24 protein-coding genes are annotated in these 25,882 nt (G+C 63.7%); 11 read left to right on the top strand and 13 right to left on the bottom strand.

Annotation, left to right across the window (positions count from 1 at the left end):
• Window positions 1–49 precede the first annotated feature (49 nt).
• The 4 genes from fsa to FR728_RS14510 all read left to right on the top strand — a co-directional run bounded on the left by fsa (window position 50) and on the right by FR728_RS14510 (window position 3,140).
• Window positions 50–703: a fructose-6-phosphate aldolase gene (gene fsa, locus FR728_RS14525; protein WP_149893463.1), complete on the top strand. Its 654-nt coding sequence runs from the start codon at window positions 50–52 to the stop codon at window positions 701–703.
• Between the two features lie 244 nt (window positions 704–947).
• Entirely contained in the window at window positions 948–1,913 is a 966-nt protein-coding gene (locus tag FR728_RS14520) for a tyrosine recombinase XerC (protein ID WP_149893462.1), read from the top strand.
• 210 nt (window positions 1,914–2,123) lie between these two features.
• Window positions 2,124–2,348, top strand: a complete 225-nt coding sequence (rpsU, locus tag FR728_RS14515) for a 30S ribosomal protein S21 (RefSeq protein ID WP_149893461.1) — start codon at window positions 2,124–2,126, stop codon at window positions 2,346–2,348.
• A 333-nt stretch (window positions 2,349–2,681) separates the two neighbouring features.
• Entirely contained in the window at window positions 2,682–3,140 is a 459-nt protein-coding gene (locus tag FR728_RS14510) for a hypothetical protein (protein WP_208998840.1), read from the top strand.
• Window positions 3,141–3,152: 12 nt separating this feature from the next.
• Here FR728_RS14510 and FR728_RS14505 read toward each other — a convergent pair whose 3' ends face one another.
• A complete protein-coding gene (locus FR728_RS14505) occupies window positions 3,153–3,875 on the bottom strand; it encodes a cation efflux transmembrane domain-containing protein (RefSeq protein ID WP_149893460.1) in 723 nt (240 codons plus the stop codon).
• An 86-nt stretch (window positions 3,876–3,961) separates the two neighbouring features.
• Between FR728_RS14505 and FR728_RS14500 the strand changes: the two genes are divergently transcribed.
• Window positions 3,962–4,381, top strand: coding sequence for a MerR family transcriptional regulator (locus tag FR728_RS14500; protein WP_149893459.1), 420 nt, complete (start codon window positions 3,962–3,964; stop codon window positions 4,379–4,381).
• Between the two features lie 47 nt (window positions 4,382–4,428).
• Here FR728_RS14500 and FR728_RS14495 read toward each other — a convergent pair whose 3' ends face one another.
• Window positions 4,429–5,118: a glutathione S-transferase family protein gene (locus FR728_RS14495; RefSeq protein ID WP_149893458.1), complete on the bottom strand. Its 690-nt coding sequence runs from the start codon at window positions 5,116–5,118 to the stop codon at window positions 4,429–4,431.
• A 3-nt stretch (window positions 5,119–5,121) separates the two neighbouring features.
• Window positions 5,122–5,493: a VOC family protein gene (locus FR728_RS14490; RefSeq protein ID WP_149893457.1), complete on the bottom strand. Its 372-nt coding sequence runs from the start codon at window positions 5,491–5,493 to the stop codon at window positions 5,122–5,124.
• Between the two features lie 109 nt (window positions 5,494–5,602).
• On the opposite strand from FR728_RS14490, the gene FR728_RS14485 reads away from it, so the two are divergent.
• On the top strand, window positions 5,603–6,478 hold the full coding sequence (locus FR728_RS14485) for a LysR family transcriptional regulator (RefSeq protein WP_188318916.1): 876 nt from the start codon (window positions 5,603–5,605) through the stop codon (window positions 6,476–6,478).
• 87 nt (window positions 6,479–6,565) lie between these two features.
• Here the strand turns inward: FR728_RS14485 and lpdA are convergent, their stop codons facing one another.
• The 9 genes from lpdA to FR728_RS14440 all read right to left on the bottom strand — a co-directional run bounded on the left by lpdA (window position 6,566) and on the right by FR728_RS14440 (window position 19,087).
• Window positions 6,566–7,969, bottom strand: a complete 1,404-nt coding sequence (gene lpdA / locus FR728_RS14480; protein ID WP_149893455.1) for a dihydrolipoyl dehydrogenase — start codon at window positions 7,967–7,969, stop codon at window positions 6,566–6,568.
• 133 nt (window positions 7,970–8,102) lie between these two features.
• A complete protein-coding gene (odhB, locus tag FR728_RS14475; RefSeq protein WP_149893454.1) occupies window positions 8,103–9,608 on the bottom strand; it encodes a 2-oxoglutarate dehydrogenase complex dihydrolipoyllysine-residue succinyltransferase in 1,506 nt (501 codons plus the stop codon).
• Between the two features lie 75 nt (window positions 9,609–9,683).
• Window positions 9,684–12,668, bottom strand: coding sequence for a 2-oxoglutarate dehydrogenase E1 component (locus FR728_RS14470; RefSeq protein WP_149893453.1), 2,985 nt, complete (start codon window positions 12,666–12,668; stop codon window positions 9,684–9,686).
• Window positions 12,669–12,877: 209 nt separating this feature from the next.
• Window positions 12,878–13,786 (bottom strand): succinate--CoA ligase subunit alpha, encoded by a 909-nt coding sequence (gene sucD / locus FR728_RS14465; protein WP_149893452.1) that lies wholly within the window; start codon window positions 13,784–13,786, stop codon window positions 12,878–12,880.
• Window positions 13,786–14,985: an ADP-forming succinate--CoA ligase subunit beta gene (gene sucC / locus FR728_RS14460; RefSeq protein ID WP_149893451.1), complete on the bottom strand. Its 1,200-nt coding sequence runs from the start codon at window positions 14,983–14,985 to the stop codon at window positions 13,786–13,788. The genes sucD and sucC overlap by 1 nt, the downstream gene beginning before the upstream one ends.
• A 74-nt stretch (window positions 14,986–15,059) precedes the next feature.
• Window positions 15,060–16,022, bottom strand: coding sequence for a malate dehydrogenase (gene mdh / locus FR728_RS14455; RefSeq protein WP_149893450.1), 963 nt, complete (start codon window positions 16,020–16,022; stop codon window positions 15,060–15,062).
• Window positions 16,023–16,203: 181 nt separating this feature from the next.
• Window positions 16,204–17,355, bottom strand: coding sequence for a cell division protein ZapE (zapE, locus tag FR728_RS14450; RefSeq protein WP_377176319.1), 1,152 nt, complete (start codon window positions 17,353–17,355; stop codon window positions 16,204–16,206).
• Window positions 17,356–17,721: 366 nt separating this feature from the next.
• Entirely contained in the window at window positions 17,722–18,477 is a 756-nt protein-coding gene (locus FR728_RS14445; RefSeq protein WP_149893448.1) for a DUF7662 domain-containing protein, read from the bottom strand.
• A gap of 76 nt (window positions 18,478–18,553) precedes the next feature.
• Complete coding sequence (locus FR728_RS14440; RefSeq protein ID WP_149893447.1) at window positions 18,554–19,087, bottom strand: protease inhibitor Inh/omp19 family protein; 534 nt, start codon at window positions 19,085–19,087, stop codon at window positions 18,554–18,556.
• Window positions 19,088–19,388: 301 nt separating this feature from the next.
• Between FR728_RS14440 and FR728_RS14435 the strand changes: the two genes are divergently transcribed.
• Window positions 19,389–20,180 carry a GNAT family N-acetyltransferase gene (locus FR728_RS14435; protein ID WP_208998839.1) on the top strand — a complete coding sequence of 264 codons (792 nt, stop codon included), beginning with the start codon at window positions 19,389–19,391 and terminating at the stop codon, window positions 20,178–20,180.
• A gap of 303 nt (window positions 20,181–20,483) precedes the next feature.
• On the opposite strand, the gene FR728_RS14430 is transcribed toward FR728_RS14435, so the two are convergent.
• Entirely contained in the window at window positions 20,484–20,930 is a 447-nt protein-coding gene (locus FR728_RS14430) for an arsenate-mycothiol transferase ArsC (RefSeq protein ID WP_208998838.1), read from the bottom strand.
• Between the two features lie 309 nt (window positions 20,931–21,239).
• On the opposite strand from FR728_RS14430, the gene FR728_RS14425 reads away from it, so the two are divergent.
• The 4 genes from FR728_RS14425 (at window position 21,240) to FR728_RS14410 (ending at window position 25,566) form a co-directional block, all read left to right on the top strand.
• Window positions 21,240–21,620 carry an MAPEG family protein gene (locus FR728_RS14425; protein WP_149893446.1) on the top strand — a complete coding sequence of 127 codons (381 nt, stop codon included), beginning with the start codon at window positions 21,240–21,242 and terminating at the stop codon, window positions 21,618–21,620.
• A 97-nt stretch (window positions 21,621–21,717) separates the two neighbouring features.
• Window positions 21,718–22,605, top strand: coding sequence for a 1-acyl-sn-glycerol-3-phosphate acyltransferase (locus FR728_RS14420; protein ID WP_149893445.1), 888 nt, complete (start codon window positions 21,718–21,720; stop codon window positions 22,603–22,605).
• A 133-nt stretch (window positions 22,606–22,738) separates the two neighbouring features.
• Window positions 22,739–24,601, top strand: a complete 1,863-nt coding sequence (recQ, locus tag FR728_RS14415) for a DNA helicase RecQ (protein WP_149893444.1) — start codon at window positions 22,739–22,741, stop codon at window positions 24,599–24,601.
• A 134-nt stretch (window positions 24,602–24,735) separates the two neighbouring features.
• On the top strand, window positions 24,736–25,566 hold the full coding sequence (locus tag FR728_RS14410; RefSeq protein ID WP_149893443.1) for an aldo/keto reductase: 831 nt from the start codon (window positions 24,736–24,738) through the stop codon (window positions 25,564–25,566).
• Window positions 25,567–25,882 lie beyond the last annotated feature (316 nt).

Here is a 25,882-nt window from a genome sequence, read left to right as displayed (position 1 = left end):
CCCGCCCGCACAGTGCCCATTAACGGGCGCGCACAAGGGAGCACAACCCATGAAATTCTTTGTCGACACCGCCGACACCGCCGAAATCCGTGATCTGGAAGCCACCGGCCTTCTGGACGGGGTGACCACCAACCCGTCCCTGATCGCCAAGTCCGGCCGCGACTTCAAGGAAGTCATCGCCGAGATCTGCCAGATCACCAAGGGCGACGTCTCCGCGGAAGTCGCTGCCACCGACTTCGACGGCATGATGAAGGAAGCCGCCGAGCTGGTGAAGATCGCCGACAACGTCGTGATCAAGCTGCCGCTGACCCTCGACGGCCTGAAGGCCTGCAAGGCGCTCACCAGCCAGGGCCACAAGACCAACGTCACCCTCTGCTTCTCGGCCAACCAGGCCCTGCTGGCTGCCAAGGCCGGTGCGACCTACATCTCCCCGTTCATCGGCCGTCTGGACGACATCAACATGGACGGCATGGAGCTGATCGCCGAGATCCGCACCATCTATGACAACTACGACTTCAAGACCGAGATCCTGGCTGCCTCCATCCGCACGCCGAATCACGTGAAGGAATGCGCGCTGGTCGGCGCCGATGTGGCCACCATTCCGCCGTCCACCCTCAAGGCTCTGGTCAAGCACCCGCTGACCGACAAGGGCCTCGAAACCTTCCTCGCCGACTGGGCGAAGACCGGTCAGAAGATCGTCTGAGGCAGTCGCCTACGCCATCCACCCCTGCTTTCCCGGCCTTGAGCCGGGAACCGGAATGCGTCGCCATCAACGGGAGACGTGGCACCGGGTCCCGGATCTTCGCTGACGCTTCGTCCGGGACCGCGAGAACAGGGTGGACGGGGCGCCAATACACTCTCGATAAACCCGGCCTCTCCCGAGCGCCGGGTTTTTCGTATCCGCCAGCGTTAACGCACCCTTTGCGCGTTGCGTGACACAAGGGGGCATGTCTACCGCCGCCTCCGCTTCCGATCAGCTCCTCGTCATTGCGCGCCCGGATCTCAACCAGCGCCTGACCCAGTGGCTCGACCATCTGGGAGAAGAGCGGCGCCTCGCCGACAAGACGCTTGTCGCCTATGAGCGCGACGTGCGCCAGTTCCTGCGGTTCCTGACCGATCATCTGGGCGGCGCGCCCGGTGTTGCGGATCTCGCCGACCTCAAACCCTCCGACTTCCGCGCCTTCATGGCCCGCCGGCGCCAGTCCGGCGCCCAGAGCCGGTCACTCGCCCGCGGTCTGGCCGGTATCCGCTCCTTCCTCGGGTTTCTGGAACGGCGCGGCGAGGTCAATGCGGCGGCCTCCTCGGCGGTGCGCCCACCGCGTCAGGGCAAGTCGCTGCCCAAGCCGGTCTCGGCCAGCGATGCCATGGAGATCGTCAGCAGCGATCTCGCCCTTGAGGCCGAGCCCTGGGTAGAGGCGCGCAACGCGGCCGTCCTGACCCTGCTCTATGGTTGCGGCCTGCGCATTTCGGAAGCCCTGTCGCTCACGGCCTCCCAGGCGCCGGAACCGGAGAGCCGGACCTTGAAGATCCGGGGCAAGGGCGGCAAGGAGCGCATCGTGCCGCTGCTGCCCGCCGTGGGACAGGCCGTGGCGACCTATCTGAAGCTCTGCCCGCATGCGGTGAGCGGCAACGGACCGCTCTTCGTGGGGGTGCGCGGCGGTCCGCTGAACCCGCGCCTGGTGCAGAGGGCCATGGAAAAGATGCGATCCGCCCTCGGCCTGCCGGCCAGTGCCACACCCCATGCCCTGCGGCATTCCTTCGCCAGCCACCTTCTGGCAGGTGGTGGCGATCTGCGCACCATTCAGGAGCTTCTGGGACACGCATCGCTTTCAAGCACCCAGATCTACACGGAGATCGACAGCGCCCGGCTGCTCGATGCCTATGACCGGGCCCACCCGCGGCACCGCTCCTGACCCATGGTCACCCTCGGGAAAACTACGGGATAGGCCGGTGCAAAAGGCCGGAACGAATGGCGATTTTTTGCGTTTTTTCGGCCTCAGGGGGTGCATTCTGGGAAAAAGCTGCTAGGGTCGCGCGCTCACGGCTCCGGCCCGACGTGCGCGTTCCTGCGCGCCTGCGGACCACGCCTCCCGTCAACCCCATCTTGAAGTGAAGGAGATAACTTGCAAGTTCTCGTTCGTGATAACAATGTCGACCAGGCCCTCCGCGTTCTGAAGAAGAAGCTGCAGCGTGAAGGCGTTTTCCGTGAAATGAAGGCCCGCCGCTCCTACGAGAAGCCCTCCGAAAAGCGCACCCGCGAAAAGGGTGAAGCCGTCCGCCGCGCCCGCAAGGCTGCGCGCAAGCTGGCTCAGCGCGAAGGTCTGGCTGCAGGCGCTCGCAAGCGCTAAGCGGCACGCAAGGGCAGTCGACAGACTGCCCGACTGGCCCGGATGACCTGCCAGAGGGAACTTCTTCCCCATCCGATCCGGGCCACTGCGGGAAAGATCCGCAGGATTTCTGATCCTTTTCTTCGAGAAGATCAGCGCCGTGGGCTCCGCCCGCGGTGAATGGAGATTGTGCCAGGGTCAGGTTCGCCTCGCGCGCCGCCCTGGCCTCCCTCTTCGGTCGCCTCCCGCCCCGGGACATTGCCGCATTTGCCGTCTGCGACCCTTCGAATGCTTACCAAGGTGTTAACGCTTCCTTCACCCGGGCCATGCACTCTGAGGTCACGGAGATGCACCATGCCATCCAGAGATGTCCTCTTGCCGCGCCTTGCCGTTCTGCTGGCCCTGTGCGCAGGCTTCCTGGCAGCCCCCCTTCCGGCACGGGCACAAAGCCCGGTCACGCCGGAGCGCCCGCGCATCTATTGCCCGCTTCCCGAACACGGCATCTGGATCAACGATCGCGCCAGGCCGAAGGAACTGACCCGGCTCGAGGTTGAAACCCGCTGCGAGAACAATCAGGTCCACGCCCGGGTGCGCGCCTTCACCTCCTGCATTCCCAGGGACTGCAAGTGGGGCTGGACCACGGCAGAATTTCGTGACGGTGGCGGCCTGCGCGCCACGCTCATCGGCTTCTACATGACGAAGCTGCTGGAGATCCGTGGCGCCGGTGACAGGCTGGACGCAAAGATCACCGAGGTCTCCCACGATGCGGAACGGACCCGCACCGAGGAGACCTACAGCCTGCGCCGGAAATAGCCTCTCTGCGCCTCAGTGCGAATGCCCGTGGACGTGATCATGGGCCGGTTCGCGGGTGTGAGCATGGCCATGCTCGTGGTGCTCGTGATCCGCGGCACAGCTTGCTGCCCCCGCCCCTTCTGGAGAGCGATATTCCGCCCAGCCCCGCGCCAGAATCTGGATGGCCGAGGAGAGGAAGAGCGCGGCCATGATCCCCGCCACAATCAGATCCGGCCAGCCGGAAGCCGTGCCCCACACGCCGAGGGCCGCAATCATCACGGCCACGTTGCCGATGGCATCGTTGCGCGAGCACAGCCAGACGGACCGCACATTGGCATCCCCGTCCTTGTAGCGCATGAGCAGAAGGACACTCGCCACATTGGCCGCCAGCGCCATCATGCCGACCACGCCCATGACCTCAGCCTCCGGCAGGCCGACGGTGAAGACCCGCCACAGGGTTGAGCCTGCGACCCAGAGACCCATCAGCAGAAGCGAGACGCCCTTGGCCAATGCGGCCGTGGAGCGGATGCGCAGGCTGGAGCCGATCACCGCCAGCGAAATGCCGTAGGTCATGGCATCGCCGAAGAAGTCCAGAGCATCGGCCTGGAGCGCCTTGGACCCCGCCGCCTGGCCCGCCACCATCTCGACCACGAACATGCCCGCGTTGAGCGCGATGACCGCCCAGAGACGCCGCTTGTAGTCTGCATTCATGCCGTCAAAGCTGGCGGAATGGTCGTGGCCGCAACAGGCTCCCATGGGATCTTTCTCCAGAATCGGACTTCATTTGCGCTGTGTCTCCCCCTATGTAATTCCTCTAGCGACTAGAGGTTCAAGAGGGCTGCATGATTTATTCGATCGGAGCGCTGGCCCGGGCGACGGGTGTGAAGGTGCCGACCATCCGCTATTACGAGGCGGAGGGGCTGATCGATCCGCCGATCCGGACCGAGGGCAACCAGCGCCGCTATCAGGAGCGGGACCGGGAGAGGCTGGCCTTCATTCGCCACGGCCGGGATCTGGGTCTCTCGATGGAGGCCATCCGCGACCTTCTCGAACTCTCTGCCCATCCGGAAGCGCCCTGTGCCCGGGTAGACCGGATCGCTGCCGAGCAGCTCGTGGAGGTGCGCGCCCGCATCGAAAGGCTCAAGCGGCTGGAAGGGGAACTCGCCCGCATCGCCTCCAGCTGCGACGGCCATCACCCCATCGCCGACTGCAACGTGATGAAGGCCCTGTCAGATCATCGCCACTGCGACGGGGATCACTGAGCAGGACAGGCTTCACGCTCTCCCACCCAGCCCGTGCTCCGTCTTCCTCAGGAAACGCTACCGGCGCGGAAAGCACGCCCGGCGTAACCGGTCTGAGCAGCAATCAAACTGATCAGTTCCTGCTCATAGGTACCGGGAACCGCTGCCTGAACGAACGGCAGGAGTTTTACCCTCTCCCACCATCCGGCCAGCATATCTGGCAGGCTCGTTAAACCCTCACCTCCCGGCAATTGGCTCAGGACAGGAAAGTATCGGAACAAGGTTGCCAGAACTGCATCCAGAAGACCGAAGCTGTCAGCTGCAAGGTAGCCGCTTGAAGAGATCCGCTCGGCAAGGATAGGAAGAGACGCTCTCAGCTCCCCCAAAGAGCGTTGTACTGCGGCTTGACCTTCATCGCGATAAATGACGCGGGCGACGATGCTCAACAGGCCATCAATATAGCTGAGCCAAGCTTCATATTGCGCCCTGGGAAGAGGCTCGGATGGCAACAGACCGCCTCCCGATATACTGTCCAGATACTTGGCGATGACGCCGGACTCAAATAGCCAAATGCCAGGGAGAACTTCAAGCACCGGGACCTTGCCGCCCGGTGAGATATCCGGTAGCCAATCCGGCTTGGCATCCAGATCGATATCGATCCGATCAAATGCCATGCCTTTCACGAGCATCGTGATCACCACACGTTGAACGTAGGGGCACAATCTGTGCCCTACGATCCTGTAGCGCTCCGCCGGCATCGGTCAGCCGGCCATATGATGGATGTTCAGCTTATTTCCGTCAGGATCGCGAAAATACGCTGCATAAAATCCTTCCGCACGATAACCAGGCTTGCCTTCATCACTCGCCCCAAGCTCCAGGGCCTTGGCGTGGATCTTTTCCACCTGCTCCTTTCCCTTGGCAGAAAGAGCGATCATCACGCCATTTCCGACGGAATACCGCTTTCCGTTCTCGGGCAGATGCACCGAGAAGGCTGTACCACCGTTCTCACCAGCCCAGACGATAAAGTCATCAAACGTCATGATCCGCTTGGCACCGAGATCCTCGAAAAGAGCGTCATAAAACACAGCGGCACGCGCAAGATCCGCAGTTCCCAGAGACGTATATCCAATCATTTTCCAACCTTCCAAAGTCCGTGTTTAAGCGACAGACCAAAGATATAATGTTGCATTTTCGATATCGATAGACATTATTAAGACCATCAATTGCAAATATGAAATGAAAATGGATTGGAATGCCGTAAAGGTCTTTCTCGCTGTTTGTGAGACAGGCTCCCTCGTCAAAGCCGCCAAGCGTATCGGTGTCAGCCATGCCACCGTCTTCCGACACATGTCCGCGCTGGAGGAACAGGTAGGAACGCGCCTCTTTGACCGTGTCAAAGGCCGATATCTGCTCACGGATGCAGGAAACGAGATGCGGGAAATAGGTATCGGCATCGTCCGGTCGTTTGAAGAAATCGACCGGCGCGTGGCTGGGCGGGACGAGAGTGCGGGCGGCACTGTCCGCCTCACGGCTCCCTACAGCTTCGCCTGTACCGTGCTGCCGCGCTATCTGGCCCAATTTTCCGAAGCCCAACCGGACATTTCCGTTGAGCTCCTGGTGTCCAATCAGGAAATGAACATGTCTGACCGCAGCGCAGATGTGGCTCTGCGCGTTGCCGAAGCCCCACCGGAGCAACTCTGGGGACGCCGTATCCTGAGCATCGATTGGGCAGTCTATGCAGCCCCTGCCTATCTGAAAACGAACGCCCCTCTACAAAGCGTTGAGGATCTTCCCCAGCACAGACTGATCGCGCCTGCAGGCCAGCTGGCCCGGCACCCTGCCTATGGCACCATTTTGGCAGGCGGCCAGCCGTTGTCCGCCGTGTGCTGTGATGACTTGACCACCATTGCAAGCCTGGCAGCAGAGGGACATGGCGCCACCCTTCTGCCCGACGACATGCGCCGCAGTGATCTTTCCCGGCTGTTCGCCTACCCGCTCGCCCCGCCGAACTGCCTCTGGGTTCTGACTCACCCGGACCTGCGGGACCTGAAGAGAGTGACCCTGCTCATGGGCTTCCTCTCGAACGCATTCCGGCGGGACCCTTACTGGGCGGTTTGAGACAGAGACAGTTGTTCCTGCCCTGCGAATACAAAAAAGCCGGAGCATTGCTGCTCCGGCCTTTCCTGTTCCGTATCCGGGATCCGATCAGGAGTGGATCGGCTTGCCGAAGGTTGCCATGGCGGCTTCCTTGACGGCTTCCGACATGGTCGGGTGCGCGTGGCAGGTGCGGCCGAGATCTTCGGAAGAGCCGCCGAATTCCATCAGGACGGCCGCTTCGTGGATCATTTCGCCGGCGCCGAAGCCGACGATGTGAACGCCGAGAACCTTGTCGGTCTCCGCATCGGCCAGAACCTTGACGAAGCCGTCGGTGAAGTTCATGGCGCGGGCGCGGCCATTGGCGGCGAAGGCGAACTTGCCGGCCTTGTAGGTCACGCCAGCTGCCTTCAGCTCTTCCTCAGTCTTGCCGACGGAGGCAACTTCCGGCTGGGTGTAGACCACGCCCGGAATGACGTCGTAGTTCACGTGGGGCTTCTGGCCGGCCAGCATTTCGGCCACGGCCACGCCTTCGTCTTCCGCCTTGTGAGCGAGCATCGGGCCGACGATCACATCACCGATGGCATAGATGCCGTCGACGGTGGTCTTGTAGTGTCCGTCGGTCTTAACCCGGCCGCGCTCGTCGAGGGCCACGCCCACCGCGTCCAGCCCGAGGCCGGCGGTGTAGGGTCGGCGGCCGATGGCGACGAGCACCACATCGGCTTCGAGAACTTCCGCTTCACCGCCCTTGGCCGGTTCCACGGTGACTTCCAGATGCTTGCCCTTCTTCTCAACGCCGGTGACCTTGGAGGAGAGCTTGAAGTCCATGCCCTGCTTCTTGAGCATGCGCTGGAACTGCTTGGAGACGTCTCCGTCCATGGGGCCAAGGATCTTGTCCATGAACTCCACCACGGTGACTTCCGCGCCCAGACGGCCCCAGACGGAGCCCAGCTCCAGGCCGATCACGCCGCCGCCGACAACGACCAGCTTGCCCGGAACCTTGTCCAGCTCAAGCGCACCGGTGGAGGAGACCACATGCTTCTCGTCGATCTCGACGCCCGGCAGCGGCATCACGTCGGAACCGGTGGCGATCACGATGTTCTTCGTGTCCAGCACGGTGACGGAGCCGTCTTCGGCGGTGACTTCCACCTTGCCGGCGGCCAGGATCTTGCCGGTGCCGTGATGGGCTTCGATCTTGTTCTTCTTCAGCAGGAAGGCCACGCCGCCGACATTGGCGTCGATCACGTCTTCCTTGTGCTTCATCATCGCTTCGAGGTCGAGCTTCGGCTTGGACACCTTGATGCCCAGCTTCTCGAAACCATGGCCGGCTTCGGCGAACATCTCGGAGGCGTGCAGCAGGGCCTTGGACGGAATGCAGCCCACGTTGAGGCAGGTGCCGCCATGGGTCTTGCGCTTCTCGACGATGGCGGTCTTCAGGCCGAGCTGAGCTGCCTTGATGGCGCAAACATAGCCGCCGGGGCCGGATCCGATGACGACAAGATCATATTGGGACATTTCGGTCGCCTTTGCCTTTTTACAGTTTCGGCCCGCAGGGTCGGGCCGGGGGTGCGGAACTCGTTTCCGCCGGAACATTTAACGAAAGCGGGGAAGCGGAGTGGCTCCGCTTCCCCGATCGGTTGTCAGACCCTCAGAGATCCAGCACCAGACGCTGCGGATCTTCCAGGCTTTCCTTGACGCGGACCAGGAAGGTCACGGCTTCCTTGCCGTCGACGATGCGGTGGTCGTAGGACAGGGCGAGGTACATCATCGGGCGGATGACGACCTGACCGTTCACGGCCATCGGACGTTCCTGGATCTTGTGCATGCCCAGGATGCCGGACTGCGGAGCGTTCAGGATCGGCGAGGACATCAGCGAGCCATAGACACCACCGTTGGAGATGGTGAAGGTGCCGCCGGACATGTCGGCCATGCTGAGCTTGCCGTCACGGGCCTTCTTGCCCAGGTTGCCGATTTCCTGCTCGATCTCGGCAATGGACATCTGGTCGGCATCGCGAACGATCGGAACCACCAGGCCCTTGTCGGTGCCAACGGCCACGCCGATGTGGCAGAAGTTCTTGTAGATCACGTCCGTGCCGTCGATCTCGGCGTTGATCGCCGGGATTTCCTTCAGGGCGTGGCAGACGGCCTTGGTGAAGAAGCCCATGAAGCCGAGCTTCACGCCGTGCTTCTTCTCGAACAGGTCCTTGTACTGCTTGCGCAGTTCCATGACCGGGCCCATGTCCACCTCGTTGTAGGTGGTCAGCATGGCGGCGGTGTTCTGGGCGTCCTTCAGGCGGCGCGCGATGGTCTGGCGCAGCTTGGTCATGCGGACGCGCTCTTCGCGGCTTTCGTCGGCGGCATTCACCGGACCACGCGGAGCGGGAGCAGCAGCAGCCGGAGCGGCGCTGATGCCGGCAGCGGCGGCGGCGATCACGTCACCCTTGAGGATCTGGCCACGCTTGCCGGAGCCGGCAACCTGATCGGCAGAGATGTTCTTCTCGGCCATCATCTTGGCGGCAGACGGTGCCGGGGACATGGACGAGCCGGCAGCCGGAGCTGCGGCCGGAGCCGGTGCGGAGGCAGCAGCTGCCGGGGCGACCACGGCAGAACCGGACGGATCGATCTGGCAGAGCAGAACGCCCGGCTGGACGGTGTCGCCGGTCTGGGCAGCGATCTTGACCACGGTGCCGGCGATCGGAGCCGGAACTTCCTGAGCGGCCTTGTCGGTTTCCAGCTCGACGAGGGTGTCGTCGGCCTTGACCACATCACCGACCTTGACGCTCCATGCGCCGACTTCGGCTTCGGTCACGCTTTCGCCTGCGGACGGGGTCACCACGTCAACCAGGGCCGCGGAGGCAGCGGCCGGGGCCGGTGCAGCAGCAGCCTTGGGTGCCGGCGCGGAGGCAGCGGTAGCAGCGCCATTGGCGATCAGGCCAAGGAGCGCGCCGACTTCGACGGTGTCGCCGACGTTGACGATGATGCTTTCCAGGGTGCCGGATGCCGGAGCCGGCACTTCAACGGTCACCTTGTCGGTTTCCAGTTCGACGATCGGCTCGTCCGCCTGGATGGCGTCGCCGGGCTTCTTGAACCACTGAGCGATGGTCGCTTCGGTCACGGATTCGCCCAGCGTGGGCACGCGGATTTCGGTTGCCATGGTCGCCTTCTCTTAAAATTTGCCTGGCCAATTTCGGGGTCGGGGGGCTTGCCGCCCCCCGCCGTTCAAGACGGATTACTTCGCGAATGCGTCGTCGAGGAACGCCTGGAGCTGGGCCAGGTGGGTCGACATCAGGCCCGTCGCAGTGGATGCGGAGGCTGCACGGCCGACGTAACGCGGACGCTTCACCTTGGCATCGATCTGCTCGAGAACCCACTCGATGTAGGGCTCCACGAAGAACCACGAACCCATGTTCTTGGGCTCTTCCTGACACCAGACCACGTCCGCGTTGCGGAAGCGGTTCAGCTCGTGGGAGAGCGCCTTCTTCGGGAACGGATAGAGCTGTTCCACACGCATCAGGTAGACGTCGTCGATGCCGCGCTTCTCACGCTCGTCGAGCAGATCGTAGTAGACCTTGCCCGAGCAGAGCACGACGCGACGGATCTTGTCGTCGGACACCAGCTTGGTTTCCGAGGTCCCCATTTCCGCGTCGTCCCACAGCAGACGGTGGAAGGTGCTCTGCTCGGCCAGCTCGGAGAGCTTGGACACGGCGCGCTTGTGGCGCAGCAGGGACTTCGGCGTCATGAGGATCAGCGGCTTGCGGATCTCGCGGTGGATCTGACGGCGCAGGATGTGGAAGTAGTTCGCCGGGGTCGTGCAGTTGGCGACCTGCATGTTGTCTTCCGCGCAGAGCTGGAGATAGCGCTCCAGACGGGCGGAGGAGTGTTCCGGACCCTGACCTTCATAGCCATGCGGCAGAAGGCAGACGAGACCGGACATGCGCAGCCACTTGCGTTCACCGGACGAGATGAACTGGTCGAACACCACCTGAGCGCCGTTGGCGAAGTCACCGAACTGGGCTTCCCACAGGGTCAGGGCGTTGGGTTCGGACAGGGAATAGCCGTATTCGAAGCCGAGCACCGCTTCTTCGGAGAGCATCGAGTTGATGACCTCGTAGCGGGCCTGGCCTTCCTTCAGGCTGTTCAGCGGAATGAACCGCTTCTCGTCTTCCTGATCGTAGAGCACGGTGTGGCGCTGGGAGAAGGTGCCGCGTTCGCAGTCCTGACCGGACAGACGCACCGCATAGCCTTCCTGCAGCAGGCTGCCGAAGGCGAGCGCCTCGGCCATGGCCCAATCCAGACCTTCACCGGTTTCCACCATCGTTTCGCGGTTCTTGAGGAACCGGCCGATGGTGCGGTGAACGTTGAAGCCTTCCGGCACCTGGGTCAGCTTGTGACCGATGTGCTTGAGCTCGTCAGTCGGAACGCCGGTGGTGCCACGACGGGGATCTTCCTCGTCGTCAGCCCGCTTGAGGCCCGACCACTTGCCGTCCAGCCAGTCGGCCTTGTTCGGCTTGAAGGCCTGACCGGCCTCGAACTCGCCGTCCAGATGAGCGCGCCAGTCGGCCTTCATCTGCTCGACCTCGTCGGCGCTGACGACACCTTCCTTCACCAGGCGCTCGGAATAGAGCTGCAGGGTGGTCGGGTGCTTGCGAATCTTGCGGTACATGATCGGCTGGGTGAACGCCGGCTCGTCGCCTTCGTTGTGGCCGAAGCGGCGGTAGCAGATCATGTCGATGACCACCGGGCGACCGAAGAGCTGACGGTACTCGATGGCGATCTTGGCCGCGAAGGTCACGGCTTCCGGATCGTCGGCATTGACGTGGAAGATCGGCGCCTCGATGACCTTCGCCATATCGGACGGATAGGGCGAGGAACGCGAGAAGCGCGGGTTCGTGGTGAAGCCGATCTGGTTGTTGATGATAACGTGGATCGAACCGCCGGTGCGATGACCGCGCAGGGCGGACAGGCCGAAGCATTCCGCCACCACGCCCTGGCCGGCAAAGGCCGCGTCGCCGTGGAGGAGCAGCGGCAGCACGGAGGTGCGGTCGGTCTCGGTCGTGTCCATCAGCCACTTGCCGTCGACGGCTGCGAGCTGGTCCTGCTTGGCGCGGGCCTTGCCGAGCACCACCGGGTTCACGATTTCCAGGTGGGACGGGTTGGCGGTCAGCGACAGGTGGACGTTGTTGTCGTCGAAGGAGCGGTCGGAAGACGCACCGAGGTGGTACTTCACGTCGCCCGAGCCTTCCACATCGTCCGGGGCGTAGGAGCCGCCCTTGAACTCGTGGAAGATGGCGCGGTGCGGCTTGCCCATGACCTGGGAGAGCACGTTCAGGCGGCCGCGGTGGGCCATGCCGAGAACGATTTCCTTCAGGCCCATCTGGCCGCCGCGCTTGATGATCTGTTCGAGAGCCGGGATGAGCGCCTCGCCACCGTCCAGGCCGAAGCGCTTGGTGCCGGTGTATTTCACATCGAGGAACTTCTCGAAGCCTTCGGCCTCGACCAGCTTGTTCAGGATGGCCTTCTTGCCTTCCTTGGTGAAGGCAACCTGCTTGTCCGGACCTTCGATGCGCTCCTGGATCCAGGCCTTGGCGGCCGGATCGGAGATGTGCATGAATTCGACGCCCAGGGTGGAGCAGTAGGTGCGCTTCAGGATTTCCATCATCTCGCGCAGGGTGGCGTATTCCAGCCCGAGCACGTGGTCGATGAAGATCTTGCGGTCCCAGTCGGCATCGGTGAAGCCGTAGGACGAGGGGTGCAGTTCCTCGTGGTCGCCGGGGGTGGCCAGGCGCAGCGGATCGAGGTCGGCGTGCAGATGGCCGCGCATGCGATAGGCGCGGATCATCATCAGCGCGCGCACGCTGTCACGGGTGGCCTGATGCACCTGAGCGTCCGTCATCGGAGCGCCCTTGGCTTCAGCCTTGGTCTTGAGCTTGTCGCCGAGCTTCTTTTCTACCGGAGCCCAGTTGCCGTCACAGGCATTGACCAGATCGCCACCTTCGGCGAGCGGCCAGTCCTTGCGCTTCCAGGTTGCCCCGCGCGCTTCCTTGAGGACGTCTTCCTTGGCGTCTTGGAAGGCGTTGAAGAAGTCCTGCCACTCGGCATCGACCGAGGGCGGGTTCTCCTTGAACTGCGCGTAGAGGTCTTCGATATAGGCTGCGTTGGCGCCGTAAAGCAACGACGTCAGTGCGAATACGTTGTTCGCTTCCTGCCGTGCCATGTCCATCCAGCGGAGGGGTGCTCCGCCCTTGTTCTGAAGGGGCCTGGAGGGCCAGGGTCCCTTTTCGGTTTGTCCTTCGAGGCCGGCGATCGGAACCGACCCCCCGAAATGCAGGTCGAGGCGCCTGTTAAGCGTCTCGACCAAGAGTGCCATCTTGGCGCGTGGAGCGTAAACAATTTACGTCGCGTGCGCCTGACATTTAAGTGGGTTTAACCCTTGAGAACCTCAAGCAGGGTCTCGCCGAGCTTCGCCGGGGACGGGCTGACGCGAATGCCGGCCGCTTCCATGGCCGCAATCTTGTCTTCCGCGCCACCCTTGCCGCCGGAGATCACGGCACCTGCGTGACCCATGGTGCGGCCCGGAGGAGCCGTACGGCCCGCGATGAAGCCGGCCATCGGCTTCTTGCGGCCCTTCTTGGCTTCGTCGATCAGGAACTGTGCTGCTTCTTCTTCAGCAGAGCCGCCGATTTCGCCGATCATGATGATGGACTTGGTCTCATCATCGGCCAGGAACATTTCCAGGACGTCGATGAACTCGGTGCCCTTGACCGGGTCGCCGCCGATGCCGACTGCCGTCGTCTGGCCGAGGCCAGCGTTGGAGGTCTGGAACACGGCTTCGTAGGTCAGGGTGCCGGAGCGGGATACCACGCCGACGGAGCCCTTCTTGAAGATGGAGCCCGGCATGATGCCGATCTTGCACTCTTCAGGGGTCAGGATGCCGGGGCAGTTCGGGCCGAGCAGGCGGGACTTGGACTTCTCAAGCTTCGCCTTGACCTTGACCATGTCGGCAACCGGAATGCCTTCGGTGATGCAGACGATGAACGGAACTTCCGCATCGATGGCTTCGATGATCGCAGCGCCGGCCCCTGCGGGCGGAACGTAGATCACGGAAGCGTCGGCGCCGGTGGCTTCGCGGGCTTCACCAACGGAGGTGAAGATCGGGAGCGAGGCCGAGGCATCCACGCCGGAGGTCCAGCTTTCGCCGCCCTTCTTCGGATGCACGCCGGCCACCATCTTGGTGCCGTAATACTGCAGGGCCTGTTCCGTGTGGAACGTGCCGGTCTTGCCGGTCAGGCCCTGAACGATGATTTTCGTGTCTTTATTGACGAGGATGGACATTATGCGCCCCCCTTCACGGCTTTCACGATCTTCTGGGCGGCGTCGTCGAGGTCGTCGGCGGCGATCACGTTCAGACCGCTTTCGCTGATGATCTTCTTGCCGAGGTCGACGTTGGTGCCTTCGAGGCGAACAACGAGCGGAACCTGCAGGCCGACTTCCTTCACCGCAGCGAGAACGCCTTCGGCGATCACGTCGCAGCGCATGATGCCGCCGAAGATGTTGACCAGGATGCCCTTCACGTTCGGATCGGAGGTGATGATCTTGAACGCGGCCGTCACCTTCTCCTTGGTGGCACCACCACCAACGTCGAGGAAGTTGGCCGGCTCTGCGCCGTAGAGCTTGATGATGTCCATGGTGGCCATCGCCAGACCGGCGCCGTTCACCATGCAGCCGATGTCGCCGTCGAGGGCAACATAGGCCAGATCATACTTGGACGCTTCGATTTCCTTGGCGTCTTCCTCGGTCACGTCGCGCAGTTCGACGATTTCCGGGTGACGGAACAGGGCGTTGCCGTCGAAGGAGACCTTGGCGTCGAGAACGCGCAGGTGACCGTCCTTCATGACGATCAGCGGGTTCACTTCCAGGAGCGCCATGTCCTTCTCGACGAAGGCCTTGTAGAGGATCGGGAACAGCTTCATGCCGTCTTCACGGGCGGCATCGGTCAGTTCCAGAGCATCGCACAGCTTGGAGGCATCGGCTTCGGTCACGCCGGTGTCCGGGTCGATCGCCAGATTGATGATCTTTTCCGGGGTGTCGTGCGCGACGGCTTCGATGTCCATGCCGCCTTCGGTGGAAACCACGAAGGCCGGACGGCCAACGGAACGGTCCACGAGAATGGAGAGATAGAGTTCACGCTCGATGTCGGCGCCGTCCTCGATGTAGAGGCGGTTGACGACCTTGCCGGCGTCGCCGGTCTGAGCGGTCACCAGGGTGTTGCCGAGCATTTCCTTGGCGTGCTTGGTGACTTCCTCGAGCGAGAAGGCCAGACGGACACCGCCCTTGGCGTCGGGGCCGAGTTCCTTGAACTTGCCCTTGCCGCGGCCACCAGCGTGGATCTGGGACTTGACGACCCAGAGCGGACCCGGAAGGGACTTCGCTGCGGCTTCTGCCTCGTCTGCGGAGAAGATCGCCACACCGCTTGCGACCGGTGCGCCGAATTCCTTCAGAACCGCCTTGGCCTGATATTCATGAATGTTCATTTGTTTCCCCCGTTGTCGGAGGACCGCCGCAAGGGGTTGCGGCGGTCGATTTAGACTTTACCGATGCAGGCCGATCAGGCCAGCGACGGCTGGATCTTCTTGCAGGCCTCGACCAGACCGTCGACGGATGCGACGGACTTGTCGAACATGGCCTTTTCGTCGGCGTTCATGTCGATCTCGATGACGCGTTCCACGCCACCGGCACCGATCACGACCGGCACGCCCACATAGGTGTCCTTCAGGCCGTACTGGCCATCGAGAGCAGCGGCGCAGGGCAGCACGCGCTTCTTGTCCTTGAGGTAGCTTTCAGCCATGGCGATGGCGGAGGAAGCCGGAGCGTAGAAGGCGGAACCGGTCTTCAGCAGGCTGACGATCTCGGCGCCACCGTCACGGGTGCGCTGAACGATCTGTTCCAGACGCTCGGCGGTGCACCAGCCCATCTTGACCAGATCGGGGAGCGGAATGCCGGCGACGGTGGAGTAGCGGGTCAGCGGCACCATGGTGTCGCCGTGGCCGCCCAGCACGAAGGCGGTGACGTCTTCGACGGAGACGTTGAATTCGTCCGCCAGGAAGTAGCGGAAGCGGGCGCTGTCCAGCACGCCGGCCATGCCGACGACCTTGTTCGCCGGCAGGCCGGAGAACTTCTGCAGGGCCCAGACCATGGCGTCGAGCGGGTTGGTGATGCAGATCACGAACGCATCCGGAGCGTTCTTGGCGATGCCTGCACCGACCTGCTCCATGACCTTCAGGTTGATTTCGAGAAGGTCGTCGCGGCTCATGCCCGGCTTGCGCGGCACGCCTGCGGTCACGATGACGACGTCGGCGCCAGCGATGGCTTCGTAGTCGTTGGCACCGGCCAGCTTCGCGTCGAAGCCGTCAACCGGAGAAGACTCGGCCAGGTCGAGGGCCTTGCCCTGGGGCACGCCTTCGGCAATGTCGAAGAGGACGATGTCGCCCAGTTCCTTCAGGCCAGCAAGATGAGCGAGCGTACCGCCGATCTGACCAGAGCCGATCAAAGCAATCTTGTTCCGCGCCATGTCTTTTGGTTTCCCTTTACGTAAGATGGAACCTGATGCCATCCGCTGATGACTGCGAATGGCACTACTCCCTTTGGCGGCCCTACGCAACCTCAATGGATCGAGGGAGCGCAGAATCCGCATTTCCTAGACTTCTGTTCCATTTCCCATAGTTGACGTTATGGGAATGCAACCTGAGCGTCTACTGCCTGACATTACCCGCCAGGTAAGCTTCCGACCGCATTTCGATCAGTCTGGAGACCGTCCGGTCGAACTCGAAGGCCTCCGTTCCGCCCTCTGCAACATAGAGCCCGTCCGGTTCTGCCTCCGCAGAAATGACGAGCTTGATGCCGTTGTCATAGAGGGCGTCTATGAGATTGATAAAGCGCTTGGCCTCGTTGCGACGGGCCTTTGACATGACCGGCACACCTTCCAGGAAGATCGTGCCATAGGCGTGACAGATGCGCAGATAGTCGGCCGCGCCCAGCGGCCGGGCACAGAGTTCCTCGAAGGAAAACCGCGCCGCGCCGGCCGCAACGGCCGAAACCGGGATCTTCCGGCCCTTGGCTTCCAGCTCTTCCGCATGGGCGGGCATGCCATGGGTGAACTTGCCCCAGAGATCGTCCATGCGGTCCTTGGCCTGGGGCCCGAGCGGCGACACGTAGATCGGCGCGCCAGCGAGCTTCTCCAGACGATAGTCCGTCGGGCTGTCAAGCATGAGCACGTCGACATTCTGCTGCAGCAACTTGATGAAAGGCAGGAAGAGCTGACGGTTCAGGCCGTCCCGATAGAGGTCCTGCGGATCCACGTTCGAAGTCGCCACGACAACCACCCCGAGCTGGAACAGCTGGGTGAAGAGGCGCCCCAGGATCATCGCGTCGGCGATATCGGTCACGGAGAATTCATCGAAGCAGAGAAGGCGCGCTTCCTCGGCAAGCTGAGCCGCCACCGGCGCGATCGGGTCGTCGCCCTTCACCTCGCCGCGCTTCAGCGCCTGGCGCCAGGCATGGATGCGCTCGTGCACATCGGCCATGAACTCGTGAAAATGGGCACGCCGCTTCCGGCGGACGACGGCGACCTCCATGAAGAGGTCCATGATCATGGTCTTGCCGCGACCGACACCGCCCCAGACATAGAGGCCCTTCACCTTCTCGGGGGTCTGACGGTTCTTGCGGAACAGCCAGCCGAGAGAGCTCTTCTTCGTGGCGAGGCGGAGCTGGGAGAGTTCGGTGTTCAGGACATCCAGACGACGGACAATATCCAGCTGGATCGGATCCTCGGAAATTTCTCCGGAGGAGACGAGGGCTTCGTACTTGTGCTGCAGGGCACGACTGACCGGCAGTTCGACTTTCAAAGCGTAACGCTCCGTGGTTGAGCGAGGTCCGTGCATTTCGCGGCTGGCGGGTACAGTTTCCGCGCTCTTCACGGCGGGAATAGGACCTATTCGGCGAAGATGCAAGCGATGGAACCGCAAGATCGACCCGGAAATTCGTCTTATATCTCTTTAAATTGGTTTAATAAGACGAGGTTTTCCGGGGCGTCCGCACAGCACAGGACGGAGCGCCGTCTGCGGCAGCGGTCCCTGCAACCGGAAGCAGCCCGGCGACTGTTCCTGATGTGTGCGGAGGGCTTTCGCGGCCCCGAAGGCACGGCGCATCGTCGCACCACGGCCCGGCGTCGCGGCCGGGGCGGAACAGGCACTGCTGGCCAAGGAGGAGGATTAAAGCGACAGGAGCGTCTCACCGCGCCCGCTCTGACGTTCCTGCAGCAACAGCAGCTCGGCCACCATGCGACGCTCGCGCTCTTCGCCGAGATCCGCCTTGCGGCCCTTGCCCCCGGCAAGCAGCCATGCATTGCCGGAGCGCAGCACCTGCACCTCCGTTTCGGAGCGGCCGGGCATGGAGATCATCGTCTCCAGCTCCCGCGCCGGCAGGCGTTGCCCGTCGACCAGCCAGTCCAGCGCCTCGCTCAGGCGGTTGCAGTCAATGAGAATGGACGCGCTGTTGGGGGAGCCGAGGTGCACGACACGCAGCACGCCACCGCCTTCACCCAGAAGATCGGGAGCCCGGGCCAGCTGGTCGAGACTGCCGACAGTGGTCCACTCGGCACGCAGCGAGACGGTCACCGGCTCCTTGAGCGCGGCGCGGGCACGGGCGAGTTCCGGATTGGAAAGCCGTTCGGGCGCGGGCTGGATCGCCGGTTCGGACCTGGCCGTACCGGCCAGCCCGCCGAGACGGCTGCGGCGGAAGACGACCCGGTGACGGGCGAGATCCACGCTGTCGACCCGCCATCCCGCATCGAGCCAGGCATTCTGGTGAACGAGATTGCCACCGGAATTGGCCCACCAGGTGCGGTGGCGGGTGGCGCTGCCCGGCAATCTGGAGCCAATGATCGCCTCGATCTCGTCCAGACGGGGACACCACTGAACATCGTTCAGGGTCGTCAGATATGCGCGCAGAGCATCGTACTTGGCCATTGTGTCCTTCGCCTCCCCGGACACAATAGCAAGCCCCGCCCCGCGCGCAACATCAAGTTGCAACTACCTGCAAATACTACCGGCTCAGGGAAACCGGAGCGCCGCTGGCCGTCTGACCCGAGAACTGCACGTCGGAAGACGCATAGAGCGTCGCGACGGTGCCGCCGCTGGCATTCTTCAGCACAACCTGCTTGTCCGAGACGTCCCAGGCGGAGATGCTGCCGAGCTCGGCGCTGTTGCAACCACGGGTATTGGCACGGTAGCCGCCCGACCACGCGGTGAGCGCCATGAAGGCCATGCAGTTGTCCGCACCGGAGGCGAGCTTCCAGCCGCCAGCCATGTCGGACCGGCTGATGGAGCGGGCGCCCGACGGCGCAGCCGCGGCAACCTGGGTGCCGGCCGCTGCCGGATCGGTGGCGGTCGCATCGGCCAGCTGACCGTCTGCCGGCTGGGCGAGCGGATCGAGCGGTTGCAGATCCGTCTGACCGACCGGGGTCGTCGGGGTTGCCGGCAGGGGCGCCGCATAATTCCGGCTTGACGAGAGCCGCTGGCAGGCCGTCATCGACAGGGCCACACCCAGCACCAGCATCAAGGTCACATTACGTTTCATAGTTCTTCCCATCCCTGTTCCGCCGCTATTGCTGACGAGACTCATAGCCCAGACACCGCCGGAAGACAAAAGCCCCGGCGGCATTCAACATAGTTATTGAAATAAAATATCGAACGCGCCTATATTTCCAAGGCTTGGAGGAGCACTGGGAGGACCCGATTTTTTCAGGAGTCCGATGCTCATGTCCTCGTTCGACCCTCTCCGACCGATCCGGCAGACATTTGCACGGATCCAGCGCCTCGGCAGGCTCGCCCCCCTTTCTTCCGCAACGCCGGCTCGGCTTGTCCGGTTCCGCGGGGATTTGCGCGATCTGACCGCAACCTCCCTCGACCATGCGTCCCGGGCCCTGCGCACCATGCTGAGCCATGGCCTGACCACGGGCGCAGACCAGCTGACGCGCATGCTGCCCTTGCTGGAAGGTCATGCGCTGGTTCAGGATTTCGTCCTCTCCATCGAGAAGCGCATGCGCCATGACGCGGCCTGGCTGGCGGCACCCGTTGCAGAGCCCCACACCCGGGCTGAGGCCACCGATGCGACCCTTCTTCTCCCGCCGCTGGCGCGGGGCACGATCCGTCGCCTGACGCTGGCCGACAAGCCGCTGTTCCGCGACCATCTGCTGCGCCTCGACACGGACACCCGGCGCAGCCGCTTTGCCATGCATGCCACCGATCATTTCCTCGAAGGCTATTCCGAAACCGCCTTCGCCCTGGAAACGGTGATCTTTGCCTTCTTCGAGGACGGGTTGATCCGGGGGACGGGCGAATTGCGCGCCTTCCCGGAGACCGAGGGCGCCCCCGGCGGCCGGCAGGCGGAGGCGGCCTTCTGCGTGGAGCCGGGCTTCCGGCATCTGGGCATCGGCACGCGGCTGATGGAACTGACGCTGCTGGAAGCGGAAGCCACCGGCGTACGGCACATGTACATCAACTGCCTGGCGAGCAATCGCAAGATGCAGGCGCTGGCCCGGAAATTTGGCGCCAATCTGACCTTCAACCACGGGGACGTGATCGGTCTGCTGAACCCGCGCGATGCCACCGCAAAAGTGGCGCTGGCCGAAGCGCCGCATCTCTGGCGGGACGTGGCAGCGCGCAGCTAAGGCTGAGGGGTGATCTGGAAAAGAACCGGGAGCGACGCGCTTCGACGTCATGACTGTCGGCACAGGCCAAGTCCCTGATGCATCATCCCGGGCAAGCGGGAGCGCGATCCGGGATCGGAGAGCCCAGAAACTCTCGCGTCTTGCGATCTCACTCGGTGGCTCACCGACCCCGGATCTTCAGGCGTTGCCTTTGTCCGGGGTGACACCCAGAGAGAGATACAGGGTGAGGCTGGTTACCAGTCCAGGGCGGCCTCAGGGCGGCCCCAGGGCGGCTCCGGGCCGCCCTTTCAGCATGATGCCGGCTCAGGCCACCCGGGCGGTCGGGAACACCGGCTCGGGTTCCAGCACCCGGTCAACCGCATGGCGGATCCGGCGGAAATACTCTCCGGCGGCAGCAAAGGAATGGGGATAGCCGATCCCGGCGGCCACATTCCACGCATTGACGGCCACATGACCTTCCCAGTGACGCGGCAGGTCCGGCAGGGCACTGCCATCCAGCAGGATCACCCGGTCGGGCATGGGCGCGTGCGGGAAGGTGAAGATCTCGAAGCTCTTCGGCTCAAGGGTCTCGAAGGAGAGACCCCGGGCACCGAGCAGGCGCGGAACGGAGGAATCCAGATCGCGGGTTCCATGTACGCCAGCCGAAAAGGCGCGCACGAGCCCGTCCCCCCGTTGGTTGAGATAAGCCTCCGCAAGCGGGCTCAGGAGGGCATTGTCCCGGCACAGAAACAGGACCGAAGTCTTGGACACGTCGCATTCTCCGAAAGGGATGGGAGTCACGTCAACGGGGCAGGTTCTACCCTCTTCCGACGGCACCTGTGTGACAGGCATCACAAAAACGCACGAAGGCCGAAATGGATCCCGCCGAAACGAGCTGAATCGATCTGACGCAACGTTATCATCGCGTTGTTTGCATTTCTCTTTTCGCGTCCGGCCTGCGTCCATCCCGACCTTGCCCCTTGCCAGCATCGCGCGCGGAAGGCAGTCTTTGCGCAACACCCTGACCGGGTCCTGCGGCCCGAAGATGACAGACCCGACGTTCCACCCGGAGTATCCCGAATGCCCATTGCCATCTGGTGCCTGCTGGTTGCCGCCCTCCTGCCCATGGCCACGATCTTTCCGGCGAAGCTGAACAAGTCCTTCGACAACGCCAATCCCCGCGACCCGGACTATTGGCGCAGCGGCTTCCGGGCGCGGGCGCGCGCTGCCGAAGCCAACGGCTTCGAGGCCTTTCCCTTCTTCGCCGTTTCGGTGTTCGTCGCGCTTGGCCAGGGCGGGGATCCGGTCTGGATCGACAAGCTCGCCGTGCTCTTCATCCTGCTGCGGCTGATCTTCATCGCCTGCTACTATACCGACCGGGCGACGCCGAGATCGCTTTCCTGGGCCGCGGGGCTCTTCACGGTGATCGCCCTGTTCACCTCGCCACTCTGGAGCGTCTGACCAGGGAGCCACCGGGAGACCGGCGGAACCGCCCGGGGCTGCCGATCGTATTCCGGTGAACCGGGTCAGGCCCGCACCACATCAGGACCGCGCCGCGATGATCTCCTCTTCTCTTGCCACGTCAGAAGTGGATCACACTGTCTCGGAAACCGAGGCCGCCCGCAGCATCGTCGACACGCTGATCCGCGAACGGGGCCGCACGGTGATGGCGCGGCCCTGGTGGCCGGTGCTGCGCCCCCTCGCCTACCAGGTGCTGCGCTATCGTCAGGCCGTCGACATGGCACGGGCCATCCAGTCCCTGCCCGCGCTTGAGGTGTTCGACCATCTCAGCGCCCTGCTCCATCTGAAGGTTCACGCCACCGGACTGCACAATGTGCCCGCCGAAGGGCCTGCGGTTCTCGTCTGCAATCACCCGACCGGCATTGCCGATGGCATCGCCCTTTATGATGCGATCAAGGCGCGCCGCCGGGACCTGTCGATCTTTGCCAACCGGGATGCCATCCGCATCAACCCGCGGCTGGCGGATATCATCGTGCCGGTGGAATGGCGGCAGGACTTCAAGAGCCGCGAGAAGACCCGCGAGACCCTGGCCCTGACAGCCCGCGCCTTCCGGGAAGACCGGGTGGTCGTGCTCTTTCCCTCCGGGCGCCTCGCCTATCGCCACGAGGGGCGGCTGACCGAGCGGCCCTGGATGACCTCCGCCATCGCGCTCGCCCGCAAGAATGGGGCGCCCATCATTCCCATGCACATGGGCGGCCGGAACTCGCGGCTGTTCTATCTTCTGGCGCAGATCTCCACCGACCTGCGCGACATGACCGTGTTCAACGAGCTGCTGAACAAGGCCGGGGCGCGGTTTACCGTGACCTTCGGCAAGGCCATCGATCCGGAAAGCCTGTCGGGCGATCTCGGGGCCCTGACCGACAGCCTGCGCCTCCATTGCGCCGAGCGGCTGAACGCGGATCCGGACGCCGTCTTCACCCTCTGACCGGCGGTTTTGCGCCGCTTCCGGCGTCTCCCCTTGGGATATCCGCCCCGACGCGCCCCTTGAGAGGCCCGGCTCCATTGCCCGGGCCCGGCAAATCAGGAAAAGTAGCCGCAACTCAAGGAAACCTGCCCTCATGACCTCCACGCAGCCGCTTGTTGCGGAAGCCCCCATCGTGTCCGTCGAACCCCGCCCCGAAGCCGTGCTGCGCCAGGTCTTCGGCTATCCGGAGTTCCGGGGGCGGCAGAAGGAGGTGATCGACACGCTGGTGGGTGGCGGCGATGCGGTGGTGCTGTTCCCCACCGGGGCCGGCAAGTCCCTCTGCTATCAGATCCCGGCCCTGTGCCGGCGCGGCATCGGCATCGTGATCTCGCCGCTGATTGCCCTAATGAAGGACCAGGTCGGCGCCCTTCAGGCCGCAGGCGTTTCCGCTGCGGCCCTGAACTCCACGCTGTCGCCGGAGGAACAGGACGCCATCCGCGCCCGCGCCCGATCCGGTGACCTGAAGCTGCTCTACGTGACGCCGGAGCGGCTGGCGACCGAAGCCTTCCGCCGCTTCCTCGACGGGCTGGACATCGCGCTCTTCGCCATCGACGAGGCCCATTGCGTCAGCCAGTGGGGGCATGACTTCCGGCCCGAATATCTGTCGCTCGCAACTCTGGGCGCGCGTTATCCCGGCGTGCCGCGGGTGGCACTGACGGCCACCGCCGATCCGCATACCCGCGACGACCTGATCGAGCGGCTGCAGCTCGGCACCGCACAGGTCTACACCACCAGCTTCGACCGGCCGAACATCCGCTACGAGATCGTTGAGCGGATGAACCAGCGCCAGCAGCTTCTCGACTTCCTGATGCGGCACGAGGGGGAAAGCGGCATCGTCTATTGCCTGTCGCGCGCCAAGGTCGAGGACATCGCCGAGTGGCTGAAGGCCAAAGGCTTCAAGGCCCTGCCCTATCACGCCGGGCTGCCGGCGGAAGTGCGCGCCGCGAATCAGGACGCCTTCCTGCTGGAAGAGGGCCTGTGTCTGGTCGCGACCGTCGCCTTCGGCATGGGCATCGACAAGCCGGACGTGCGCTTCGTCGCCCATCTCGACCTACCCTCTTCCGTCGAGGCCTATTATCAGGAAACCGGCCGCGCGGGCCGCGATGGTGCGCCGTCGGAAGCCTGGATGGCCTATGGCATGGCCGATGTGGTGCAGCGTCGGCGAATGATCGCCGAGGGTGAGGCCCCGGAAGAGGTGAAGCGGGCGGAAAACGGCAAGCTCAACGCCCTGCTCGGCATTTGCGAGACGGCCGGATGCCGCCGACAGGCGCTGCTGGCGCATTTCGGCGAGTTCCGGGCCGAGCCTTGCGGCAACTGCGACACCTGCCTGTCACCGGTGGAGACCTGGGACGGAATGGAAGCGGCGCAGAAGTTCATGTCCGCCGTCTATCGCACCGGTCAGCGCTTTGGCGCGGGCCACGTGATCGACGTGCTGCTGGGCAAGGAGAACGAGAAGGTCACCCGCTTCGGCCACGGGTCCCTGAGTGTCTATGGCATCGGTCAGGAGCGCAGTCCGAAGATGTGGCAATCGGTGGCGCGCCAGCTTGTCGCCGCCGGCTACATGGACGTGGACCACGCCAATTTCGGCGCCCTCGTGCTGACCGAGAGCGCAAGGGCGGTGCTGCGCGGCGAGGAGCGGGTGCGGTTCCGCAAGGACCGCGCAGCAGCGACGATCCGCCACCAGCGCGGCGAACGCTCGGCCTCGCTCGCCGACGATCTCGACCCGGAAGACCGGCAGCTCTTCGAGCGGCTGCGCCGCCTGCGCACACAGCTGGCCAGGGACAACGAAGTGCCGCCTTACGTGGTCTTCCCCGACGCGACCCTGGCAGGGCTCGCCCGTGCCCGCCCCGGCACCTATGCCGCCATGCTGGAGGTCTCCGGCATCGGCCAGTCGAAGCTCGAGAAATACGGGCGCGAGGTGATCGAGGTGATCGAAGCCTTCGAGGCGGGCGTCTGATCCTCACGCCTTGCCTGCGCGCGCGACGAGCCAGCGCCGCGGCCTTGATGTCGGCGGGATCGGACCTACGTTAGAGGTCCCTTCCCCGAGGCCCGAGGCCTCGTCCCCCCTCATCACAGTGCGGAGCGCTCCCCATGGTCGACCAACCCAGGATTCCCCTTGCCGACGGCACGTCCATTCCCCAGGTGGGCCTTGGCGTCTATCAGACCGAGAACGACAAGGCGCCGGCGGTCATTCGCGCAGCGCTCGAGGCGGGATATCGCCAGATCGACACGGCCGCCATCTATGGCAACGAGCAGGGTGTCGGCGAAGGCATCCGGTCTTCCGGCGTGCCGCGGGACCAGATCTATCTGACCACCAAGCTCTGGAACTCCGAACAGGGTTACGACAGCACGCTGAAGGCCTTTGACGCGAGCCTGAAAAAGCTCGGCACCGACCATGTGGATCTCTATCTGATCCACTGGCCAGCACCGAAGAAGGATCTCTTCGTCGACACCTGGAAGGCCTTCATCCGGCTGCAGAAGGAGGGGCGGATCACCTCCATCGGCGTTTCCAACTTCATGCCGGAGCACATCGACCGGCTGGTTGCGGAGACCGGGGTCAAGCCCGTCATCAACCAGATCGAACTGCATCCGACGTTCCAGCAGGCAGCCTTGCGCGCCTACCATCAGGCAAACGGCATCGTGACCCAGAGCTGGAGCCCGCTCGGACAGGGCACGCTGATGGACAACCCGGTCGTCACCTCGATTGCCTCCAAGCACGGAAAGACCCCAGCGCAGATCCTCATCCGCTGGCATGTGAACATGGAGCTCGTCACCATTCCAAAATCCGCCAACCCCGAGCGCATCAAAGCCAATTTCGACGTCTTCGATTTCAGCCTCGACACGGACGACATGGCAGCCCTTGCGAAACTCGACGGTGCGGACAACCGGCTGGGCCCGGATCCCCTGACGGCGGATTTCTGAGAGACAGGCCAACCCTCACCCGGGCCTTCGGCCCGACCTCTCCCAGGCATGGGAGAGGTAAGGACCGCCGGGGCTCGGTGTTGACCCTCACAACCTCTCCCGAAACCGGGAGAGGTCGGCGCGCAAGCGACGGGTGAGGGTTCATCAGGGACCTCCCACCGTTAGTGCCCGGCTTGGGCTCCGCAATCCATGCCCTTGTCTTTCGACGATGGATGCGCCTTGCTCTTAGGGCACGGTCACGGCATGGATCTCGGGTCAAGCCCGGGATTGTTCGTTTTGGATGCTGTTATGATGGGGGTGCTCTCCCGGCTGTCTT

Source organism: Roseibium aestuarii (genome assembly GCF_008477545.1).
GTDB lineage: Bacteria > Pseudomonadota > Alphaproteobacteria > Rhizobiales > Stappiaceae > Roseibium > Roseibium aestuarii.
Note: the sequence above shows the minus strand (reverse complement) of the source record. Positions and strands in the feature narration are given on the sequence as shown.

Bases quoted from the DNA above. Each gene is read 5' to 3' on its own strand.
- fsa (WP_149893463.1), top strand. From the start codon at position 50: ATGAAATTCTTTGTCGACACCGCCGACACCGCCGAAATCCGTGATCTG.
- FR728_RS14520 (WP_149893462.1), top strand. From the start codon at position 948: ATGTCTACCGCCGCCTCCGCTTCCGATCAGCTCCTCGTCATTGCGCGC.
- FR728_RS14510 (WP_208998840.1), top strand. From the start codon at position 2,682: ATGCCATCCAGAGATGTCCTCTTGCCGCGCCTTGCCGTTCTGCTGGCC.
- FR728_RS14505 (WP_149893460.1), bottom strand. From the start codon at position 3,875: ATGGGAGCCTGTTGCGGCCACGACCATTCCGCCAGCTTTGACGGCATG.
- FR728_RS14500 (WP_149893459.1), top strand. From the start codon at position 3,962: ATGATTTATTCGATCGGAGCGCTGGCCCGGGCGACGGGTGTGAAGGTG.
- FR728_RS14495 (WP_149893458.1), bottom strand. From the start codon at position 5,118: ATGCCGGCGGAGCGCTACAGGATCGTAGGGCACAGATTGTGCCCCTAC.
- FR728_RS14490 (WP_149893457.1), bottom strand. From the start codon at position 5,493: ATGATTGGATATACGTCTCTGGGAACTGCGGATCTTGCGCGTGCCGCT.
- FR728_RS14485 (WP_188318916.1), top strand. From the start codon at position 5,603: ATGGATTGGAATGCCGTAAAGGTCTTTCTCGCTGTTTGTGAGACAGGC.
- lpdA (WP_149893455.1), bottom strand. From the start codon at position 7,969: ATGTCCCAATATGATCTTGTCGTCATCGGATCCGGCCCCGGCGGCTAT.
- odhB (WP_149893454.1), bottom strand. From the start codon at position 9,608: ATGGCAACCGAAATCCGCGTGCCCACGCTGGGCGAATCCGTGACCGAA.
- FR728_RS14470 (WP_149893453.1), bottom strand. From the start codon at position 12,668: ATGGCACGGCAGGAAGCGAACAACGTATTCGCACTGACGTCGTTGCTT.
- sucD (WP_149893452.1), bottom strand. From the start codon at position 13,786: ATGTCCATCCTCGTCAATAAAGACACGAAAATCATCGTTCAGGGCCTG.
- sucC (WP_149893451.1), bottom strand. From the start codon at position 14,985: ATGAACATTCATGAATATCAGGCCAAGGCGGTTCTGAAGGAATTCGGC.
- mdh (WP_149893450.1), bottom strand. From the start codon at position 16,022: ATGGCGCGGAACAAGATTGCTTTGATCGGCTCTGGTCAGATCGGCGGT.
- FR728_RS14445 (WP_149893448.1), bottom strand. From the start codon at position 18,477: ATGGCCAAGTACGATGCTCTGCGCGCATATCTGACGACCCTGAACGAT.
- FR728_RS14440 (WP_149893447.1), bottom strand. From the start codon at position 19,087: ATGAAACGTAATGTGACCTTGATGCTGGTGCTGGGTGTGGCCCTGTCG.
- FR728_RS14425 (WP_149893446.1), top strand. From the start codon at position 21,240: ATGCCCATTGCCATCTGGTGCCTGCTGGTTGCCGCCCTCCTGCCCATG.
- FR728_RS14420 (WP_149893445.1), top strand. From the start codon at position 21,718: ATGATCTCCTCTTCTCTTGCCACGTCAGAAGTGGATCACACTGTCTCG.
- recQ (WP_149893444.1), top strand. From the start codon at position 22,739: ATGACCTCCACGCAGCCGCTTGTTGCGGAAGCCCCCATCGTGTCCGTC.
- FR728_RS14410 (WP_149893443.1), top strand. From the start codon at position 24,736: ATGGTCGACCAACCCAGGATTCCCCTTGCCGACGGCACGTCCATTCCC.